This window comes from Streptomyces malachitofuscus, from assembly GCF_055571035.1.
Genome location: NZ_JBVIGA010000016.1, coordinates 204,392 through 224,020 on the forward strand (window position 1 = coordinate 204,392; position 19,629 = coordinate 224,020).

General features: G+C 66.7%; 16 protein-coding genes and 1 pseudogene. 7 read left to right on the forward strand and 10 right to left on the reverse strand.

Annotation, left to right across the window (positions count from 1 at the left end; genetic code table 11):
• Window positions 1-6: 6 nt before the first annotated feature.
• A complete protein-coding gene (locus ACZ44S_RS23740; RefSeq protein WP_466932198.1) occupies window positions 7-2,379 on the forward strand; it encodes a wHTH domain-containing protein in 2,373 nt (790 codons plus the stop codon).
• 329 nt (window positions 2,380-2,708) lie between these two features.
• Here ACZ44S_RS23740 and ACZ44S_RS23745 read toward each other — a convergent pair whose 3' ends face one another.
• The 3 genes from ACZ44S_RS23745 to ACZ44S_RS23755 form a co-directional block, all read right to left on the reverse strand.
• The gene (locus ACZ44S_RS23745) at window positions 2,709-3,821 is read right to left on the reverse strand and encodes a ParB/RepB/Spo0J family partition protein (protein WP_466932200.1); all 1,113 of its coding nucleotides are present in this window, start codon (window positions 3,819-3,821) and stop codon (window positions 2,709-2,711) included.
• The gene (locus ACZ44S_RS23750; protein WP_466932203.1) at window positions 3,818-4,981 is read right to left on the reverse strand and encodes a ParA family protein; all 1,164 of its coding nucleotides are present in this window, start codon (window positions 4,979-4,981) and stop codon (window positions 3,818-3,820) included. The genes ACZ44S_RS23745 and ACZ44S_RS23750 overlap by 4 nt, the downstream gene beginning before the upstream one ends.
• Before the next feature lie 297 nt (window positions 4,982-5,278).
• Window positions 5,279-6,388, reverse strand: a complete 1,110-nt coding sequence (locus ACZ44S_RS23755; RefSeq protein ID WP_466932205.1) for a YeiH family protein — start codon at window positions 6,386-6,388, stop codon at window positions 5,279-5,281.
• Between the two features lie 120 nt (window positions 6,389-6,508).
• On the opposite strand from ACZ44S_RS23755, the gene ACZ44S_RS23760 reads away from it, so the two are divergent.
• Complete coding sequence (locus tag ACZ44S_RS23760) at window positions 6,509-7,411, forward strand: LysR family transcriptional regulator (protein WP_466932207.1); 903 nt, start codon at window positions 6,509-6,511, stop codon at window positions 7,409-7,411.
• A 179-nt stretch (window positions 7,412-7,590) separates the two neighbouring features.
• Here the strand turns inward: ACZ44S_RS23760 and ACZ44S_RS23765 are convergent, their stop codons facing one another.
• From ACZ44S_RS23765 to ACZ44S_RS23775, 3 genes are read right to left on the reverse strand one after another with little or no spacing between them, the layout of a single operon-like run.
• Entirely contained in the window at window positions 7,591-7,992 is a 402-nt protein-coding gene (locus ACZ44S_RS23765; protein WP_466932209.1) for a DUF6009 family protein, read from the reverse strand.
• Window positions 7,989-9,518, reverse strand: a complete 1,530-nt coding sequence (locus ACZ44S_RS23770; protein ID WP_466932211.1) for a DNA primase family protein — start codon at window positions 9,516-9,518, stop codon at window positions 7,989-7,991. Before ACZ44S_RS23770 ends, ACZ44S_RS23765 begins: the two co-directional genes overlap by 4 nt.
• Window positions 9,515-10,636, reverse strand: a complete 1,122-nt coding sequence (locus ACZ44S_RS23775) for a bifunctional DNA primase/polymerase (protein WP_466932238.1) — start codon at window positions 10,634-10,636, stop codon at window positions 9,515-9,517. Before ACZ44S_RS23775 ends, ACZ44S_RS23770 begins: the two co-directional genes overlap by 4 nt.
• A gap of 967 nt (window positions 10,637-11,603) precedes the next feature.
• Here ACZ44S_RS23775 and ACZ44S_RS23780 point away from each other — a divergent pair.
• Window positions 11,604-11,784 (forward strand): annotated as a pseudogene (locus ACZ44S_RS23780) (site-specific integrase); the annotation flags it as partial.
• Between the two features lie 117 nt (window positions 11,785-11,901).
• Window positions 11,902-12,120, forward strand: coding sequence for a hypothetical protein (locus tag ACZ44S_RS23785; protein ID WP_466932212.1), 219 nt, complete (start codon window positions 11,902-11,904; stop codon window positions 12,118-12,120).
• Window positions 12,121-12,313: 193 nt separating this feature from the next.
• Here the strand turns inward: ACZ44S_RS23785 and ACZ44S_RS23790 are convergent, their stop codons facing one another.
• From ACZ44S_RS23790 to ACZ44S_RS23805, 4 genes are all read right to left on the reverse strand, one after another.
• Entirely contained in the window at window positions 12,314-12,571 is a 258-nt protein-coding gene (locus ACZ44S_RS23790; RefSeq protein WP_407702066.1) for a cyclic nucleotide-binding domain-containing protein, read from the reverse strand.
• A 50-nt stretch (window positions 12,572-12,621) separates the two neighbouring features.
• Window positions 12,622-13,074 (reverse strand): MarR family transcriptional regulator, encoded by a 453-nt coding sequence (locus tag ACZ44S_RS23795; RefSeq protein WP_466932214.1) that lies wholly within the window; start codon window positions 13,072-13,074, stop codon window positions 12,622-12,624.
• 377 nt (window positions 13,075-13,451) lie between these two features.
• A complete protein-coding gene (locus tag ACZ44S_RS23800; RefSeq protein WP_466932217.1) occupies window positions 13,452-14,342 on the reverse strand; it encodes an NmrA family NAD(P)-binding protein in 891 nt (296 codons plus the stop codon).
• Window positions 14,339-14,764, reverse strand: coding sequence for a nuclear transport factor 2 family protein (locus ACZ44S_RS23805; RefSeq protein ID WP_466932219.1), 426 nt, complete (start codon window positions 14,762-14,764; stop codon window positions 14,339-14,341). The genes ACZ44S_RS23800 and ACZ44S_RS23805 overlap by 4 nt, the downstream gene beginning before the upstream one ends.
• 85 nt (window positions 14,765-14,849) lie before the next feature.
• On the opposite strand from ACZ44S_RS23805, the gene ACZ44S_RS23810 reads away from it, so the two are divergent.
• From ACZ44S_RS23810 to ACZ44S_RS23820, 3 genes are all read left to right on the forward strand, one after another.
• Window positions 14,850-15,443, forward strand: a complete 594-nt coding sequence (locus ACZ44S_RS23810; RefSeq protein WP_466932221.1) for a TetR/AcrR family transcriptional regulator — start codon at window positions 14,850-14,852, stop codon at window positions 15,441-15,443.
• Between the two features lie 1,589 nt (window positions 15,444-17,032).
• Window positions 17,033-18,295 carry a ParA family protein gene (locus ACZ44S_RS23815; RefSeq protein WP_466932223.1) on the forward strand — a complete coding sequence of 421 codons (1,263 nt, stop codon included), beginning with the start codon at window positions 17,033-17,035 and terminating at the stop codon, window positions 18,293-18,295.
• Window positions 18,292-19,395: a ParB/RepB/Spo0J family partition protein gene (locus ACZ44S_RS23820; protein ID WP_466932226.1), complete on the forward strand. Its 1,104-nt coding sequence runs from the start codon at window positions 18,292-18,294 to the stop codon at window positions 19,393-19,395. The genes ACZ44S_RS23815 and ACZ44S_RS23820 overlap by 4 nt, the downstream gene beginning before the upstream one ends.
• Window positions 19,396-19,629 lie beyond the last annotated feature (234 nt).

Genomic DNA, 19,629 nt, shown 5'->3' on the forward strand with positions numbered 1-19,629 from the left:
GACACCGTGCCGAGCGACCCGAACTCCCTCGACCTCGACGACCGGCGCATCGTCAGCCGGGAACTGAACTGCGAGGCCCCTTGGCTGGACCCCGAAGAACCCGTGACCTTGTGCCACGTCCTGCGTGCGGCGGGGCCGCACGGTGATCATCACGCGACCAGCTCCCGGCTCGCCGAGCTGGGGTACCGGGTTCCCACCCCCGCGCAGCTGGCCTCGGTCACGGACGACGACGTGAAGCTGATCAGCCGCGACGCTGACGGCGCCCGGCCCTGGATCGGGGCCGAGGCCACCGCCTTCCTCAGGGGCCACGTCCTGTCGGCGGCCCTGCGGCTGGGGCGGCAGCCCGCCGGGATCGCCGCCCGGCTCGCCGAACTGGGCTTCCCGGTGCCCGCACCCGACACCTTTCCGGCAGAAGTGGTGCCGGGCGGCGACGAGAGGCTGATCAGGGACCGGAGTAAGGGTGGGATCGGACGCTGGATCGCGGACGACACCCCCGTACCGATCGCCCATGTCCTGGACACCCTCCGGCCCAAGGGGCGCGCGGTCGAGTACCCGCGCTGGATGGCGTCCGAGATCGTCTCGGCGGGCGAGCGTTTCATTCGCCTGGGCTATCAGGTCGCCCCGGGAGTGATGGAGGTCACCGCTGCCGACGTGGTGCTGGTCAGCCAGGACCTGGACGGGCGCAAGCCCTGGCTGGCGAGCCCGGACGAGCCCGTACCGCTCCACCACGTCCTGCGCTTCGCCCAGGCCCACGACCGGGACCCGGACGAGGTCATCACCCGGCTCGACCGGCTCGGGTACCGCCGGCTCCCCGAGGGCCCGTCGGCCGGTTCCGTGATACGCGTGACGCGCGAGGACGTGGAGCTCTCCGGATACGAGTGGGACGGGCAGCGGTGCTGGCTCACACAGGACGACCCCGCGTGGTTCGCCCACCTCGTCGCGGTCGGCGCCGGGACCGGGCGGGCACCCGCCGAGATCGCGGACCGTCTGCGGCTGCTCGGTTTCCGCATCCCCGAAGAGGAGTTTCCCGCCGAGGTGTCGGAGAGCGACTTCGCGCTCATCAGCGGCCGGTCCCTCGCAGGGGCCGAGCCCTGGCTCTCGCGTACGGACCCGGTGCCGGTCGGGCACGTCCTGTACTGCGCGCATGCCCGGGGGACGAGCACCGCGCGGGTCCTGGCCCGGCTGACGGAGCTCGGCTACACCCGTCTCCCCGACCTCCCCGACCGGCACGTCACCGAGGAAGACCTCCGGATCGTCAGTGAGCGGGGAGACGGCAGTGCTCCGATCATGAGGGACTCCGTGCCCTACGGCCGTATCGTGCGGGCCGCGGCCGCCTCGGGCACCGGCCCGCGCGAGATTGCGGACCGCTACCGGGAGCTGGGCTACACCGACGTCGTCCTCCCGGACGGTCCACTGCCCGAGTCCGTCACGGGGCGCGACGCCGACCTGATCAGCACCGGCACCGGTACGGGCTGGCTGGCACCGGACGAAGCCGTCCCCGTCCCGCACATCGTGCAGCGGGCGCACGCCGAGGGCACCGGACCGGCCGAGATCGTGCGGCGGCTTCGCGCGCTCGGGTTCCGCGACGTTCCCGGCCCGCTGCCGGAGACGGCGCATCCCGGTGACCTGGCCATGATCAGCGAAGACGCCCAACCGGGGAAGCCCTTCCTGCCGTTGACCGGTGTGACGGCGCACCACGTCCTCTGCGCCGCCCACGTCGTGGGAGTGAACCCGCACGGCATCGCGGCCCGGCTGGTCGCTCTCGGCTACACACTGGAGTACACCCCGCACTCCGACGACGCGGTGATCTTCAGTGAGAACGCCGACGGCCGCACACCCTTGGAGTGGAATTCGGGCCTGGGGCACGTCCTGCTCATCGCGAAGGTCCTCGGCCGCACCCCGGAGGACATCAACGACCGTCGCGGGGAACTCGGCTGCCTCAAGCACCGGATGCCTGACGCGGGCGGCTTCGAGGAGGACGACATCCTCCTGCTCAGCGGGAACCTGGACGCCCGCGCGCCCTGGATCCCCTGGGGAGGAACCCCGTCGTGGAAGCACGTGCTGGGTGCCGCGCGGGCCACTGGCCGTAGCCCCCAGGAGATCGGGGGACGCCTGCGGCTGCTCGGCCACGACCCCGGCGTGCCGCCCGTGCTCGACGAGTGCGACCGCGACCTGCAGGAGGCCATGCCCGAGATCTGCGAGTCCACGGACGCCGCGACGGTCCTGGCCGTGGCGAGCAGGACGGGCAGGAGCCCGGCCGAGGTGGCCGCACGGTTGCGCGAGCTGGGCATCGAGGTCCCGGACCTCGAATACCCGACCCGGCGCCCGGCTCCCCGTCCGTCCCGGTCCGTCCGGTCCGTGGGAGCCGGGTCCGCATGACGGAATCGAGTTGTCCCGGGCGGGGTGCGGGACTCATCGTCAGGTACGTAGTCGCTTTACCGTCCTGTCTGGAGGGTCACTCCGGCCCGGTCGAGAAAATGGTCTACGTCATGCGTGAGTTGCCAGCGATCCGGAAGCATGGTTCATGATCCTCCGGATGGGCCTGGTGCCGGGGGGAAGTACTTGCGCAGAGAGGCACTGTGACCACGTGGACCGCACGTCGGCCGTGATCGGCCAGCGGGGCAACAAGGCGAGCGCGGTCTCGTGCAAGTCGGCACAGCCCCGCTCCCTGTCACAGAGGAAGGCAAGCGGGGCCGCTGGGCGGACTGCTATCGGGTTCCCAGCTCGGCCAGCAGGGCCTCGTACTCGTCCGGGTGCTCCTCCCGCAGAACGTCCATCCACACCCGGGCTCCTCGCGCGAACGTCTCGGGCGTCATCTTCTGGTGGAGATGGTGCACGCAGTAGAAGGCGTCGTCGTAGGGGAGCCGCTTCGGCTGCTTCGGCCGGGCTGACTCTGCGTGCGCTGTCTTGAGTTCTCCCGTGCTGGTGCGCGGCTCCGGGATGGACTCGGAGGCTTGCTCACGCCCGACGGACGGCGTAGCCGTACTGGGTCGAAGGGGCGGGGACGGCGGAGCGACCGGGGCGGGAGGCGTCTCCGGGATTATCACGCCGTGATAATCAGCGGGACCCGCTGACCGCTCCACGACCTCCTGCGTCTGGCTCTCCGCCTTCCTGCGAGCTGCTTCCGCCCGCTCGTCGGCCTTGGCCTTCTGCTCTTCGGGCGACAGCTTGCCGAGGTTGCGGACGTGCTCCACCTTCCGCACCCCGGTCACCAGATCCTTCTGGAGCTCGGGAGCGAGCTTCAGCAAGGACAGCTTGCTGGAGATCGTGTTCTGCGGGATGCCCAGCCGCTTGGCCGCCTTGGTCTGGGAACCGTAGTAGTCGACCAGGGCCTTGAGAGCGTGGGCTTCCTCGAGGTCGGTCATGTCGTCGCGGTGGTAGTTCGCGACGAAAGCGGCCTCGAGGAGAGCCTCGTCGGTGGCGACCCGTCCGTTGTCGACGCGGACCGGGATGGTGGCCATCCCGACCCGACGAGCGGCCTCGAGGCGGCGGTGGCCGTCGACGACGATGTACTGCGCCCCGTGGTCGAGGTCGTCGGCGCGATCGGCCCGGTTGCGCAGGTAAGCGTCGACCGTGGCCACGGCGATGGGGATGATGATGCCGACCTCGCGGACGCTCTGCACCGTCTCGTCGAGGTTGCGCAGGTGGTTGCGCGGGTTGTCGGGGTTGTCGCTGATGAGGGTGACCGGCAGCTCGGTGATGGCTGCTGCAGCCGACTCCTCGCCCGCGATGGTCTGGTCGATGAGGTTGCGCCGGGAGGACCGGGCGCCGCGGGCAGCGCCGAACGCGGGTGCCGATCCCAGGGTGTCCGCCTTGCTCAACGCGTTGCTCCCCTCGCTACCTGCCGCATGGCTTCCGCCTGATCACAGTGAGGCGCGTAGGTCAGCAACGGCATCCGTGTGCGGACCGCTTCGCGCTGTTCCTTCAGGTCGCCGATGATGGCAAGGACCTTCGGGTCCCCAAGAGACTTCCAGTTGTCCAAGGACGATGTGGCGACGTAGCCGCGGCGGGAGTCGTACAGGTTGACGACCAGGCCGAGGTAGTCCATGTCCAGGGAGAGGTCCTCGCAGAGGTCCTCGATCTGCTGGGCGAGCATGCCGTAGGCGGTGGCGGAGGAGTCCTCGGCGAGTACGGGGATGATGACCCCGGAGACGCCGGCGGGCTCACCGCGGCGCCGGCGCCCGTAGTAGAGGGCGGCGTCCATCGCGATACCGAGGCTGGGCGGGCAGTCGACGATGATGACGTCGTAGTCGGCTTCGAGGGGGCGTAGTGCCAACTCGAGGGCTGCTTCCTTCTGGAAGCCACGCTTCTGCGTCGCCACGACGGCGATCTTCGCGTCGAGGAGGAACCCGTCGAAACAAGCGGGCAGGACGTGCAGGCGCTTCTCGTACCGCGGATCGTCTATCTCCACGACCAGGTCGCGCAGGTCACCCCTCCCTTCCCCGCACATGTGGGAGACCAGGCTGTCGTGGTTCGGTTCGATCTGGGGCACTCCGAGCTGTTCGCTGAGGTGTCCCTGCGGGTCGAAGTCGACGACGAGGACGCGCTTACCCGCCTCGGCGTAGGCCTCGCCGATCCCGGCGGAGATGGCGGTCTTGCCGACACCACCCTTTTGGTTACCGACGATCTTCCGTTCAGGGCCGGTTCCGCGGGCACCGTGCTGAGGTGAGGGATTCGCGTCGAGCCAGTCCCGGATCGACTGGGCAAGGCCCTGGGTGTAGGAGATACCTCGGTCGGTGCAGGTCTCCTTGAACCGCTCGTACAGCCCTGGCGGAAGCCACGTGGAGAACGACTTCGCACCGGCGGTGTCCACTTCGGCGCCACTGCCTGTGTTGCCGCGCCAGTCGCTGATAGCGGCCTCGACGGCATCCTGGATGTCCAGGCTGAGTTCAGCGGCGCGAACCTTAAGTGCTTGCTGGAGCGCCGAGGGCAGCTTGGACGCTACCTTTTCCCGGTCTCCATCGAGGTATGGGGAAGCCATGACGTCAGCATACTGACTCCGGACAGCGTCTCGGTATGCGGCTTGCAAGTTCTGACGCCGCTTCACCCGATGGGCTTGTTTCAACGGGAGTATCACGCCGTGATAATTGCCGTCCGAGGGTGTTGCGCCCATGGAATCCCGAATCCGGACTGTCTCAACGGAGTAGATCGAGCATCGCCGCGCCCGGCACCATCGGGATGAACCTCACTTCGCCGTTCGTCCCGGTACCGACAACAACTGACGGCCTCAACACACCTTTCAGGGATGACGTTGGCCCCTTGAGGGACGACCTCCGTGTCACAGGGAGGACGTCAGGTACTGCAACAAGAGGCTGGTCGCCGAGACTACGATCCACAGACTGGCTCCCAGCAAAAGGGGCCGGGGCCCGGCACGGCGCAGTCCACGCAGGTCGGTCGTCAGACCGATCGCGGAGAGGGCCACCGTGATGAGGAAGACGCACAGTGTGGTCAGTCCCGGGTGCGCCCAGGAGGGGATGAGGCCCAGAGTGTTGACCAGAGCGGCCAGCAGGAATCCGACAAGGAACCAGGGAACCAACTTCAGGACGTTCAGACGCGGGGCGGGGCCCGAGCGGCCGGTGCCCTCGGCCAGCGCACGGCGTCTGGTCAGGGCTGCCAGCCACAGACAGATCGGGATGATCAGAAGAGTCCGTGTGAGCTTGACGACGACCGCGTACTGCCCGGCCTCGTCGCCATAGGTCGCGGCGGCGGCGACGACGGAGGACGTGTCGTTGACCGCGGTTCCGGCGAACAGCCCGAACGCCTGCTGACTCATGTCCAGCAGATGCCCCAGGATCGGAAAGACGAGCACCGCGGCGATATTGAACAGGAAGATCGTCGACACCGCGTAGGCAACCTCGACACTCGCGGCTCCGATGACCGGTGTGACCGCCGCGATCGCGGAAGCGCCGCAGATGCTGGTGCCCACGCCGATCAGGGTGCGCAGGTCGCGTCCGATGCCCAGTCGACGGCCGAGGAAGTACGCAGCAGTCAGACAGGCCGCCAGCGAGCCCAGCATGACCGGCAGCGAACTTCCCCCCACCCGCACGACCTGGGTGAGTGACAGCTGGCACCCGAGCAGGACGACCGACAGTTGCAGTACGGACTTGCTTGCTGTGGTGACGCCTGGCCGAAGCCGCTTTCCCGGACGACGCACCGCCGCCAGGACGACACCGATGACTATGCCCGCGACGGGGCCTCCGACCAGGGGAAACCAACGGCCGACCAGTGTGGCCACCGCAGCGACGGACACGGCGAGCAACAGCCCTGGCAAACGCTCCACGAATCGCCCAGCCCACGAGCCGCCGCGTACGGCTGTCCGAGCACCGGTGCTTCGCTCCGTGACCGCCCGTATCCGGTCGGGGGTGATCCTGTCGCTGTCGTCATTCATGGCCTCACTGTGGGCAGCCCGCTGACCAGGCCGGTAGCCCGCTCATACGGGGAAGGTCATAAACAAGCGGAATGAGTTCACAGGCTGACTCACCCCCTGGGCTGTTCCTAGGCTTGTGGCATGAGTGGTCTGCCGGATGTGGAAGCGCTGCGGTTGCTGGTTCTCGTCGGGGAACTGGGCAGCCTGGGCAGGGCTGCCGCCGAGCTCGGCATTACCCAGCCCTCGGCGAGCAAGCGGGTGGCAACCCTGGAGCGCAGGCTTGGGCTGGCGCTCATCGAGCGCACCCGGCGCGGATCCACTCTGACGACGGACGGGCAGGCGGTGGCCGACCGGTCGCAGCGGGTCCTGGACGAACTCACGGCGCTCATGGGTGACGTGGAGGCCCATCGCAGCAGGCTAAACGGCACACTGCGGGTGGCGGCCAGCATGACAGTGGCGGAGTACTTGGCCCCGGCCTGGATCAGCGAGTTGTGTCATGCCCACCCTGACCTGCATGTCGGTCTGCAGGTCACCAATAGTGACCACGTACCCGAGTTGCTGCGCAGCGGGGCGGTGGAGATCGGGTTCATTGAGTCGCCGTTCGTTCCCCGCGGTCTGATCAGCAGAACGGTGGCCACCGACCGGCTGATCGTCGTGGTGGCGCCCGCCCACCCCTGGGCGAGGCGCCGCAGACCTTTGTTGGCCCGTGAACTCGCCGCCACAGCGCTGGTCGTCCGTGAACGCGGGTCGGGGACACGGGTCGCCCTGGAGCGGGCTTTGCGCCGGGCTGGAGCACAGGAGACACGTCCGCTGCTGGAGCTGGGCTCGGCAGCCGCCGTGCGCGGGGCGGTGATCGCCGGAACCGGCCCCGCGGTGATCAGTGAACTCGCGGTACGTTCCGACATCTTCGACGGCCGACTCGTCCAGGTGAGCGTCGAGGGCATTGAACTGCGCCGCGCGCTGCGCGCGGTGTGGCCGGCCGGGCGGTCCCTGGTCGGGCCTGCAGCCGACCTGTTCGCCGTCGCCGCACACCGGCCGTCTTGAGCGGGCGGTAGTAGGTGGGCACGGCCCATCCAGCAATACGGACCGTGCCCGGGCGGCACGGGCCCTCCGGGGAAAAAGGGACCTGCCGGGACTCGGACAATCGCGTCGTCGTCAGGAGGGATACGTGTCTTCGACCTCTGCCGTTGAAGGATCAGAGGAAAACACTCGGAGGAATCTGATCACAAGGGCAGGGTTATGCCGAGCTCCTGCATGGCAGTCGAGGGGGGTCCCCCTTCGGAGCGTTCAGTCTTGTAGCCCCTGACCCGTGCGGCCAGCGTGCGCGGGTCGACGGCTTCGGCCGGCGCGCCCTTGGCGTACAGACCGTCGGGCTCGGCGTCACGGTCGTGGGGCAGAAGCCAGAAAACGCGGCGCCGAAAGGTGCCGGAAGAGCGGGATGCCTTCGCTTTCGCGCTCAACCGGGCGTAACCGACCATGCGCCCGTCACGGTGGTAGGCCGGTTTGCCACCACGAGTGGGCAGCCGGTCCAGGCTTTGGCGGACGTAGTCGAGCGGTCCGATCTCCTCCAGCCAGACGAGCTCCGTTTCGTGGCTGATCTCGTCCTCAGTGATCAGGGAGCTCATGAGGTCGCTTCCCTCTCTTCCTCGGTGAGCAGTCCGATACCCGGGTAGTGCTTGCGCTGGTTGGACAGGATCATCTCCTTGGGCGAGGCCAGCCCGACCAGTTCCCGGGTGCGGGCGGCGAACGCACGTGAAGACATCGCGGGCGCACCTTCACTCTGGCACCACGCCCGATAGGCAGCATAGAGCGCCGTCTGCTCGGCGCGCAGTTCGCCGCCAAGGTGGCAGCACTCGTCGTAGAAGCGACCGGTGTGGTCCTCTGTCTCCGCGTAGGCGGTGGTGGCGATGCGAACCCGTTCCGGTCCGGTCAGGTCGCGGTCGCCGGAGAGGTAGCGGCGGGCGCCGTCGATGAGCCAGCCGAGGATGCCGGGGCCCTCTTCGGTGACGAGGATGTCGGCCAGATTGTCGATCTTACGGTCGTCGGACACGGTGCGTTCAAAGGGAATCAAGCGCATCCGGCGCCAGAACGCAAAGCCGCCGGTGCCGACTTCGGGGCGGTGATTACCCAGCAGCCACAGCTTGTGGGTCGGCTGGAAGCTGAAAAAGTCCTGTCGCATACGGCGGGCTTTGATGCGATCGCCACCGGTGAGGAGCTTGACCCTCGCCTCGTCGAACTTATCGCCATGCTTGACCTCGGAGCAGACAATGACCCGGCGACCGTGGAGTTCCGCAAGATCCGTGGGATGGCCCTCGTAGGGGCGCGCCATGAGGAAACCGGGCGGAGCGGCGTCGGCGTAGTCTCCGAGGAGCTTCATCAGGACGTCCAGCAGGACGCTCTTGCCGTTCTTGCCGTAGCCAAAGAGGAAAGGCAGGACCTGGCCCCCCACGTCCCCTGTGATGGAGTAGCCGAGCAGAAGCTGCAGGTACGCGATCATTTCACGGCCCTCGGCATCATCACCGAAGGTGTCGGTCAGGAAGCGGTTCCAGCGGGGGGTGGGACCGTGGTCGGGCCCCACCGAGGTGGAGCGGGAGTGGAAGTCCTTGTTCGGGTCAGGGGTTTTGACCAGGCTGGTGCGTAGGTCGACGATGCCGTCCGGGGTGCACAGGGCGTAGGGGTCGGCGTCCAGGAGGCTGGCATTAAGCACCATCCCGGGCGCCGATTTGGCTTGCGCGAGCATGGCGTTCATGCCGGTGGTGGACAGCGCGCGGCGGCGGTGCGTCTGCAGGGCTTGAGCGGTGTGGATGCCGCGGGGATCTTGTACGGCGATGGCTTCGGCCAGGTCGCCGGCCGCCCAGAGCACGGTGTCGTCCTCGTCGATCTGCCAGCGCGTGGTGTCCCAGCGGTACCAGCCGATACCGGGAACATGCCGGTAGTCACGCCCGTAGAGACGCACGAACAGTTTGGCGTTGCCGCGGTCCGTAAGGGTGTCGGGCAGTAGGCCCGCGGCCGTTGCCTCCCCGACCGGTGGAGCCGGTTGGGTACCGGACTGAGCGGGGAGGGGTACGGCTGCGGCGCTCTGCGCCCTGATCTGGGCCGCCACGGCATCGGCGTCGAACTCGAAGAGCGTCTCGTGCCTGGGCGAGGTCATGGACGCCCTCCCTGCGGGGGCAGGGGGTGTTTGAGGCCCGCGGCGAGGCCGCTGCGGATGATCTGCTCAGAGCGTCGCTCCTGACCGGGACGAGCGGTCGCCGCGGCCTCCTTAAGGGCGTGTTCAGCATCTTCCTGAGTCATCCGCCCGGCGGCGACCAGACCGCCCATCGTGAAGGCTGCGCGATTGAGGACGTCGGAGAAACCGGCACCTTCCGAGACCTGGCCACAGGCCTCAACCGGCGCGAGCACAGCGGCAAAAAGACGCCGGTGCGGGGCGTTACGGCCGCCCCCTGCGGCGAGCACCGCCTGCCTGGCGCGAGGAGGCACGGACCGCGGCGCAGGCACCGCGGGAGCGGACAGGTGACCGGTGCGCTCCAGTTCCTGCGCGAGCCAGGACGGCAGCACAGCCGGCTCGCGCACGTCACCCACAGGGGTGTAGGTGCCGTGGCTGGTGCTGGTTCCGGGAGCGACGATGTAACCACCGTGGGCACGGACGTCGACCTGCCAGGCGAGGGCGCGGCCAGGACCGGAGCCCGAGGAACAGTGCCAGCGGCGGTTGCCGGTGGCCCGGTACCAGATATGCAGGCCACCGGAGGGCGTGCGGACGCGCAGGGTGCTGGTGTCGTCTGCGGGGCTGGGCCGGCCCCGCAGAGCAGCCAGGACGGCCATGGTGTGGAAGCCGTTTGCCAGGCCTGTGAGATCCACATGGTCGGCGATCGGAATTCCGGGCAGGATCCTGTCACGGCTAGGAGGCTGGGTGGGATGCGCATCGATGTCGATGACGACCAGTCGCGCCGGCCCACAGGCAACACCGACACCCAGTTTCGGGCGGGTCCCCCACCACTCGGCGATGCGGCGCTGGTCGAGGGTGGCCGCATGGAAACCGTGACACCACCCTCCTGCAGGCAGACACGGGCACTCAGCAGCAGTGTGGCGCGTTGTACGACACCGAGTGCAGTTGGCGACCGGTGTCTTGCGGCCCGCTGCCAGAGGATGCACGGGCCAGCCATGACGCGCGCACCAACTCGCGGTAGCCAGTGCACTGGCTACCGGAGCTACTGGCGCCGAGGGCGGCTGCTGAGGGTTGTTGGAGGAAAAGCGCAGCTCAACAGGCATGCGCACCCCCATCAGCGACCGAAGCGACTCAATGACAGACACAGCCTATCCAACGTGTCATACGAGGTCGTGGAACGTGACCGAAGGAAGAACCCCCATCCAGTGCCAGCACTCCGTTTTGCGGCACGGTACAGCGACCGAAAGAAGAAGCACAGCGACCGGAGCGTCTTGGGTCGCTGTCTTGAGTCCTGGGAGAAACCGCAGGTCAGAGCCTTGCAACAGGCTAAACAGCGACTGAAGCGACTGAAGCATCCTATATATGACGCACACGCGCACGCATGAGGAAGTTATATATCCGAACCTTCAGTCGCTTCAGTCGCTGCAAGCTTCGGACAATGCCTCTGACCTGGGCTTTTCCATGAGACTCCACCAGCGACTGAACAGTTGCTGGGTCGCTTCTCTTCAGTCGCTGCCCCTGAACGCTTCAGCGACCGAGCGACCGAGCGACCGAGCGACCGAGCGACTGAAGCGACTGAGCCCTCCGGCTCTAAGTCGGCTGAACAGGCTGCTCCGGCAGTCCAGCTGCGCGGAGCAGGGCTGTCTACTCATCTCCTAGGCGGTACACCAGGTGCGTGGGAGTTCTGGGCAACAGCCTGCTGAGGGCTTCGCCAGTAGGAAGTCAGCTCGTCTGCGTGTCGCGAAACTGACTGTCAGCCAGACCCTGCATGAGTGAGCACTAGTGGGGGAAGGGCCCGCCCGTTCTTCCCTTGCGGTGCTACGGGCGGCCTGGCCCGCTTCAGAAGAAGCCTGTGCTGAGGATGAGCCATCTGTGCCTGGCTGGTGACGGTGAACTATCCCGTTGTTTCGGTGTACGAGGCCGCGCATGCGCAAGACGAACTTTGGCCGGGCAAGTCGGCCGAGCATGGTGGGGTCGGTAGCTCGTGCTGTTTTGCCCTCTTATCATCACATTGCTGTCTATGGACCCATGCCTGAGCTGCCCATCTTCTTCGCGGTCATGCAAGAAGGCCGCTGGGACGCCGACACCGCCCGGCTGCTGCCCCGACTGCTCAAGGGTCGCCCCCGCGGGCCGGTGTTTGTCACTCACCGTCGCCAGGGCCGGGCAAGGTCGTCAGCCCCGCGACGTATGCCCGGACACCGAGCTGGCCAGGCTGTCGCAGGGGCAGGCCCGCGCGGGCGCAGACGGTCATATGTGAAGCCGGCCAAGGTGAGCAGCCCGAAGGCAACGTCGCCGTAGCTCGCGGCATCTGTGAAGATCATCTCCAGGCGCTTGCCCCCGTCGCGGTCGCAACTATGCCAACCCCGGCATGGTGAAGGGAACGCCCATCAATGTCCACGCGGGCGGACTGATGCGACTGACCGCTCCCTCGTTCGGGCCGTTCCCCGGTCTGGCTTGCCACCGTCTCCCCCGCCCTGACCCCACGCCGTCCCGATGCGCGCAGAACACGTCCCTGATACGCACCGTCTACGAGAGGACCGCTTCCCTCATCGGCATCCAGGGCTTCGCGGCCATCCAGGAGACCTGATGGGAATTGAGGAGCTGCTTTGCCGTCAGCCGGGCAAGTCGCCCCATGCTGATTGATGATGTGGGTGAAGCTGTCCGGCACACGATGGTGCTGCCGCGTGGGCCGCGCCGGCCTTGGCGCTTGGGTCAAGAACGGCGCTCCCAGGACCGCACCTCATTGCCGTCAGGTACATGAGGTGCGGTCCTGGGAACGGTCATGTTGCCCGGCGTAGGGGAACAACCACGTTCTCCCCCATCCGTCTCGGATCCAGCCGGTAGTACTTGATATGACCGATCTTCCCGGTCTCCTCGAGCCAGCCGGCCTCGATCACCTGCTTGCGTGTACGGGAGAAGACAGGCGGAGCCATACCCACCAGCTTGGCCAGCGTCGCCGCCGTCTCCAGCACGGCACCGCTCCGGTCGGTCGGATGCAGCGCGTACAGCATGACAACGAGACGCTGGTTGGCGGTCATGCCGGCTGTCTTCTCGAGCAGCTCAAGGTTCTGATGCTTCTCCTGGCTGATCACTGAGCCTCCCACCGCGCAGGTGCGTTCTCATCGAAACCGGGAATGTCTGGCGGGTTGCACGTCTTCACCGCTTCACGCTGCTCAAGACCCGTGCCGTGGAAGGCGATGTAGGGACTGATCCGGTAGAAGCTGTAGTTACCGATCTTTCCTCGGATGATCAGAATGCGGTGTTTCGCAAGTTTCCTGTTGATTTTACCGACGGCATCGGCTGACATGCCCACACGTTTGGCGATGTCCGCTCCTGTAGCCCGCAGCGGCTCCAAGCCCTCGGGGGATACGCCGATCCACCACAAAACGAGGAACTTCTGACTGGGGGTAAATGCCTTGGACTCGGTGATGGCCTCGACTCGCGCCTTGTCGACCTGTGTATGTCTCCCGGAGAAGGCGTACGGCGCGTAAGGGACCGGCTCGCCTGTGTCAGCGTCAACCAGTCTGCGTAGTGCTCCCAAAGGGGGCCTCCGTGCCTGCAGTTACGGGTGGTTGTGACGACGGCTGTGAGGCCGACCAGATGAACCTAACGTACATGAGCAACAAGTCAATCAGCCACGCCTAGCAGCCGGGCCAATCACCTCTCAGCCCATGTGGTTCTCGGGAAACGAGCTGGAACGCCTACTTGCCTCGGCTGGACACCAGGGCCCTGGAGTTGGCCGATGAAGCGCAGTCCGCACGAAGCAGCGGTGGGTGGTGGGCCGGGGCACGTCCGCATGTGCGGCACATTTCCGAGTAAGAGAGCGAGGGGCCTGAGTGTTGGCGCAATCGACGCCGTGCGAAGTACCGGCCGTGACGACTTCACCGACATCTAAGCCCTAAGAGACCGCCGCCGAGATCATGCTGGGTCTCGAACTGGAACTGCTCCTCGTTCTGAGACATCAGATATGCATCGCATCCTCCTCTCAACGAGAGCCCGGAAGGTGCGCGGGGGGCGATCGGTGACGCGCTGGACGGTGTCGGTGATGCGGTCCTCGGCTCCCTCGGCGATGGCGCGGTCCATGTCGGTCAGCATTGCGGCGAAGTCCGGCGGTACCTGGGTCGTGAGGCGGTCGCGCATCTGCTCGTAGGACAGACGGCGGTGGGTCACGGTCCGACCGGTGACCTCGGTGATGACCGTGGCGACGTCGTCGTAGCTGAGTGCCTCGGGTCCGGTGAGGACGAGATCGGTGTTGGGGGCTTGTTCGTCGGTCAAAGCGCGGACGGCGACGGCCGCGATGTCCTCGACGTCGACGAAGCCGACCCGGCCGCTGCCGGTGGCGGTCCAGATGGTGTTGTCGTCGCGGATGCTGCGGGCGTGTGCGTGCGTGTCGGTGAAGTTCTGCATGAACCACGAGGGCCGCAGTACCGCCCAGTCTTCGAACAGATCGGCCAGGGCCTGGTGCACCGTTCCCACCGTCGGGCCGCCCTTGGGGATGGCCGAGGAGCTCAGCAGCACCGCCCGGTGTACGCCGCCGGAGCGGGCCTGGTGGAGGAACGGAAGCATGATCGGCGCGGGGTCGGGGTCGCCCAGGGGCGGTATGAGGTAGACGCGGTCGACGCCGTCGAGGGCGGCTGCGTGGGTGGCGGGGTCGTACCAGTCGAAGGGGACCGGCTCGGCGCCGGCGACCGGGGTGGCCCGGCGGCTGGCGGCTTTGACGCGGTGGCCCGCGGCCGTCAGCCGCGCGGAGGTGCGGCTTCCGGTAGTGCCCGTGGCGCCGACGACCAAGGTGGCGGCGGCGGTGGTCATCGGCTGCTCCCGGTGAAGTCGGTGCCGGATTCCTGGACGGCGAGGGGGTTCCAGTAGTCGCGGTAGAAGGTGATGTGCCCGTCCTGGACGGTCACGACGGCGATATAGGTCATGTCGAAGGGCGCGGCGGTCTCCACCAGACGTCCGACGCCGCGCATCTCGACGACGATGGTCTGCGGGTCGGTGGTCTGATGGATCCGCAGGTCAGGAAAGTCGTGCAGATCGATGTGGTCGGGATAGTGGCGCATGTAGGCGGCGATGGCCTTCTTGCCCTCCAGACGCTGGGGCCAGCTCTGGGGGGCGAAAGGAAACTCCATAAGGCCCTCCTCGGCCCACAGAGCGACCCACGCGGAGATGTTCTTGTCGAGCAGCAGTCGCAGGCTGTGGCGGAACAGATCCGCCGGAGAACTCGGTGCGGACATGGGTATCCTTCCGTTCTAAAATCCGGACCCAGGGTCCGTTTTAAAGATACGGACCCTGGGTCCGCTTTGCAACTGGAGGAGCAGCATGCCCGAGCGCAGGTCCCGTAAAGACGCCGCTCGTAACCGGGAGGCCGTACTCGCAGCCGCCGACGCCCTTTTCGCCCGCTGTGAGAGTCCCGCTGACATCACCATGGCCGACGTCGCCGCAGCGGCCGGCGTCGGCAAGGGCACGCTCTTCCGGGCCTACGGGGATCGCGCCGGGCTGCTCCGTGCGCTGTACGAGGCACGGCTCGAACCGATCAGGCAGGCCGTACAGGCCGGCCCGCCTCCTCTGGGGCCCGCGACCCCACCGCAAGACCGCGTACCAGCACTGCTCGACGCCGTCCTGTGTTTCAAACTCGACAACCGGCACCTCGCGCTGGCCCTGGAGGGAAGCGAGAGCAGCAGCCCGTACCATGCGGAGTATTACGAGCGGTGGCACGGCCTGCTCCAAGCGGTACTGGAGCAGATCCCCGGCATGACCGACAGCGACTTCCACGCCCACGCCCTGCTCGCCGCCACGCGAGCCGACCTCGTCGAGTACCTGGCCGGAGAAGAGCGCGTACCGCGGGAAAGACTGCGGGCGCAGTTGACCAACTTCGTCACCAGAGTCCTGGCTTCCGGCCCGCTGAGGGATTGACCGTCGAGGAGCGGTCGAGCCACAGTGCCAGCACGGCTGCCGGTCTCGTCATCACCGAGGACATGCTCCACCTTGTATTGCGACGCCACACGGCGGTGAGTCCGTCGAGCAGTTCCAGCCTGACCTGACTATCCCCAGGCCAGCGCACGGGACAAAACCCCTCCGTTGTCGGATCTACCGGGCGCTGGCCGAGTACGCCAAGCGCGAGGCACGCCTGGGGGCATCTTGGTGCTGTCTCGGCAGCTACCGCTGTTTCCGCTGCAGTCTCCCCGGAGGCCCGTCGTGCCGCACGAGACGCCGAAACTCAGAAATGAACGTGACATCAATTTACTGCTGTCTCACGATCCCGGCAGTCAGTTCCCAGGACAGGGGTGGCGGTTGCCAAAACCTGCATGGCGGACTACCGAGTCGCCCTGCCAGTTCACCGGAGCCGCATACCACGACAGCAGGAACCGGATACTCAGATCGCCTGGTCCCTCTGCGCGACTCCCCGATCTGGCTGCCAGTCCCACCAAGCTGCCTCCCACCTCTATTTAGGCTGGTCAAAAGCACTTTCCTTCGGGACGCTCTCTTACGTGGAGGCGGACCGACGCAGTCGACCCCTCACCCCATCGCTCCCCTCCCCACCAACCACTCCTTCCTTGTCTGTCCCCCACCGGGATGACAAGCAGGCACGCAAACCCCGTAGTTCGATCGCTTCACTCTGACCGCCACCCCCTTGCAGCCTCAGCCACCGAAAGTCAGCCCAAGTGGTGGGTAAGTCAGACGACTAGGCGCGCGTGTGTCTCCAGCAACCACCTCCGTCCTCAACCACGTTCTTCTGTTCAGGACACGCCAACGGTTCAGTCGCCGACGGTACTGCGCCCTCCCGGCGGGGCACCGCAAGCCCGCTAGGGCTGAGGAGCTACCGCCCACCCGCGTCCGCCAGCAGGAGAGCCGGAACGGCTTGTCCTGCCGTGGTGATTACGTCGTAATCATGGGACGTTCGCCCTTTCCAGTGCGCGACTTCGTTGCCGGGAACGGAGACTGGCAGACCGACTTTCAGCTCCCGTTCTGCGCACCACTCCGACCTGAACAAAGGCGTCCGGGTCAGCACCAGTCTGTCGCTCAGACCCATGGATGCCAGAGCGTGTCGAAGAAGCGATGCCATCAATGGGGCCGCTGGGAATGTCAGGGCAGCCGACTCAGTGTGTCGTCACTGCGCGCCGACGTCACCATTTCTGGTGCCAGCCCTGCGACGGCTGCTGCAACAGCGATGGCCTGATCCTGATGGAAGAGGGCGAGTACTGGCTCGACTAATCGGCAGAGGTACTCCCCCACTGCACTGCGGCCACTCAGGAACTCGCACGCTCAACCCGTGACAACTACGGACGAGGCTTGCCTTGCACGGTCCGCCGCAGCTGAACCGCTGGCCCTGCAGACGCGCGTCGATACCTGCTGATCCTCTGAACCGCACTCCCCTAGGGTGATTACGACGTAATCACTTGCCCCGCGCTCCGCGGACACGACACGGTCCGCCACCACATCAACTAACCCTAACTAACGTGTCAGCGGTTCACGGGATCTTGAACGTTAGTATGGTGACTCTCATGAGCTTTCCAGCACCCAACGACCGCGAGAAGGTCGTCAGCAAACTCCCGGGGTGGCTTCGGCAGAATCTGAAGATCAGAGCCGCCCAGCACGGCATCGAGATTCAGGCCGCGGTGGAGCAAGGCATCCGAAGCTGGTGCAACCTGGCTTCTGCCACAGCCACAGTCGACACCTCCGGCGCCGACTCCTTTTCCACCTTCCTCCCTCCAGGGCAGTGGGAGACGTTCCGGCAGACCGCCACCGACCGACGTGTCTCCCTAATCCAAGGGCTCGCCCAGTCGGTACAGGTCTGGCTCGACGCCAACCCCGCCCCCGACGTCGCACGGCCCGACGTGACCCGCCGCATCGTCGTCTGCAATCAGAAGGGTGGCGTCGGCAAGACGGCCATCACCGCAGGCCTGGGCGAAGCACTGGCGGAAGACCCCAACTCGCTGCACCCCGTCCGAGTGGCCAAGGCCCTTACCAAGGCGCTCCGGGCGAGCGACACCCACAGCGACGGGACAGTGCAGGAAACCGACCTGCTCGATATCGAGAACCTGCCGGGCCCCGGCCAGCGGGTCCTGCTCGTCGACTTCGACCCGCAGTGCCACCTCACCAATCAACTCGGGGCCACTCCCCTACCAATGAACGGTGACAGCCTCACCAACCACATGGCAGGAGAACTCAAGGGCGACCTTCACGACCTCATCGTCCCGGTCGCCGAGGACACCTTCGCCGGGAGACTCCACCTCCTTCCGGCATGCCACGACGCTTTCCTCCTCGACGTTCGCCTCTCTGCCGTCAGGGCCCGGGAAGCCGCCCTTGAGCGGGCACTGGCACCGCTCGAGGGTGATTACGACGTAATCATCGTGGACTGCCCGCCAAGCCTCGGCCTCAGCATGGACGCCGCCGCCTACTACGGCCGCCGGCGCCCTGGTGAAAGGCCGGGACAGTCGGGCGCCCTGATCGTCGTACAGGCCGAGGACAGCTCCGCAGACGCCTACGACCTGCTCACCACGCAGATCGACGACTTGCGCGGTGACCTCCAGGTCGACATCGACTACCTCGGCATCGTCGTCAACCTCTACGACTCTCGCCGCGGTTACATCGCGACCTCCTCCCTTCAAGGATGGGTCGACATAAAGGATCCTCGCGTCGTCGGCCTTATCGGGGACCTCAAGGAGCAGAAAGAAGCGGTGCGAGTGAAACAGCCCCTGCTGTCGTACGCCCCCAAGTCACAACAGGCGATCGGGATGCGCGCCCTTGCCAGGGAGGTGCTGTGAGTAAGGCCGATCAACTCGGCGCCGGCCGTTTCGGCGGGGGAGTGCGCCCTGTCAGCGCGCGACGCCAAGCTGTCGCAGCAGCCACCGGTGTTCCCACCGAAGGCGTCGCACCACCCACCGAACTTGCGCCCCACCGTGTCAGCCTCAATCCGGACAACCCGCGCTCGTCTCTCGGAGACCTCACCGACCTCGCCGGCAGTTTGGCGACTCACGGCCAGAAGCAGGCCATTACGGTGATGAACCGGGACGCCTACATCAAGGCGAACCCCGACCGCGAAGCCGATGTCGAGCCGGACACCGCCTACGTTGTGATCGACGGCAGCAGCCGACTCGCCGCCGCCCGCGAAGCCGGCCTGTCAACGGTCAAAGTGATGGTCAGTGACGAGCAGGGAGCTACGTCCGAAGAGCTTCTCGAATCCGCTCTCGTCGCCAACATCCACCGCAAGGACCTTGAAGAGCTCGACGAGGCCCGAGCCCTCCAGCGCCTCCTGTCCATCCATGGCAGCCAGCGGGCTCTGGCCAAGCGGCTGCACCGCTCCCAGGGGTGGGTGTCGCAGCGGCTCGCTCTGCTGAACCTCACCCCCGAACTCCAGGCGCGTATGCACGACGAACCCATCGAACTGCTGCGTGCCGTCGGAAACCGGCCGCACGAGGAGCAGCTCGCTGCCCTGGAGGAGCTCAAGGCGGAACGGGTTCGTAAGGAAGCGGAGAAGCAGGCTGCAAAGGCGACGCCCTCACCACAACCAGCCACCACGGAACCCACACGACCTGAGACCCCTGATTACGACGTAATCACTCCGCCCGGCCGTCGCCCTGCGCCGCCGTCCGAGCCCGCCGCTCCCTCAGGGAGGGACTCGCACACGCCCTCACGACAAGAGGCGGTGCCCGAGCCGCGCACGAACGACCGGTCTGGCGTCCCGCGTGGCACTCCGGCTGACCGAGCCACCACTCCACCACACCTTCCGTACCGTGACCCGGTCTTGCTGGCCCGCCATCTCATTGGAATGTTGAGCGACATCGAGCTCGACGAGATGCTGCGGATTCTCAGTGACCACCAGCGCACCAGGGACACGTCCGTCAACAGCCCAGTCGAGCGGTGACTGGGCACATCGACCCACTGAAGGGAGCCCTCGGCCACGCAGGGGGAGGGCTTCGCCCCCGTCATCTTCTTCGCGGTCCTGCAAGAGGGCCGCTGGCCTCCGGGCCCGGCATGACTGTTGCCCCCTGTCGATGGGATGACAATGCCGTTGCTTTTGAGGCTTTCGGCCGGTTGAGCGGGTGTGCTGATATCCCGTCTGGAGCGGCTGGGGCTGGGAGTCCTGACCCGGTCGTGT

Bases quoted from the DNA above. Each gene is read 5' to 3' on its own strand.
- ACZ44S_RS23785 (WP_466932212.1), top strand. From the start codon at position 11,902: ATGGTGAAGGGAACGCCCATCAATGTCCACGCGGGCGGACTGATGCGA.
- ACZ44S_RS23790 (WP_407702066.1), bottom strand. From the start codon at position 12,571: ATGACCGCCAACCAGCGTCTCGTTGTCATGCTGTACGCGCTGCATCCG.
- ACZ44S_RS23810 (WP_466932221.1), top strand. From the start codon at position 14,850: ATGCCCGAGCGCAGGTCCCGTAAAGACGCCGCTCGTAACCGGGAGGCC.
- ACZ44S_RS23755 (WP_466932205.1), bottom strand. From the start codon at position 6,388: ATGAATGACGACAGCGACAGGATCACCCCCGACCGGATACGGGCGGTC.
- ACZ44S_RS23815 (WP_466932223.1), top strand. From the start codon at position 17,033: ATGAGCTTTCCAGCACCCAACGACCGCGAGAAGGTCGTCAGCAAACTC.
- ACZ44S_RS23750 (WP_466932203.1), bottom strand. From the start codon at position 4,981: ATGGCTTCCCCATACCTCGATGGAGACCGGGAAAAGGTAGCGTCCAAG.
- ACZ44S_RS23775 (WP_466932238.1), bottom strand. From the start codon at position 10,636: ATGCCTGTTGAGCTGCGCTTTTCCTCCAACAACCCTCAGCAGCCGCCC.
- ACZ44S_RS23805 (WP_466932219.1), bottom strand. From the start codon at position 14,764: ATGTCCGCACCGAGTTCTCCGGCGGATCTGTTCCGCCACAGCCTGCGA.
- ACZ44S_RS23770 (WP_466932211.1), bottom strand. From the start codon at position 9,518: ATGACCTCGCCCAGGCACGAGACGCTCTTCGAGTTCGACGCCGATGCC.
- ACZ44S_RS23760 (WP_466932207.1), top strand. From the start codon at position 6,509: ATGAGTGGTCTGCCGGATGTGGAAGCGCTGCGGTTGCTGGTTCTCGTC.
- ACZ44S_RS23800 (WP_466932217.1), bottom strand. From the start codon at position 14,342: ATGACCACCGCCGCCGCCACCTTGGTCGTCGGCGCCACGGGCACTACC.
- ACZ44S_RS23765 (WP_466932209.1), bottom strand. From the start codon at position 7,992: ATGAGCTCCCTGATCACTGAGGACGAGATCAGCCACGAAACGGAGCTC.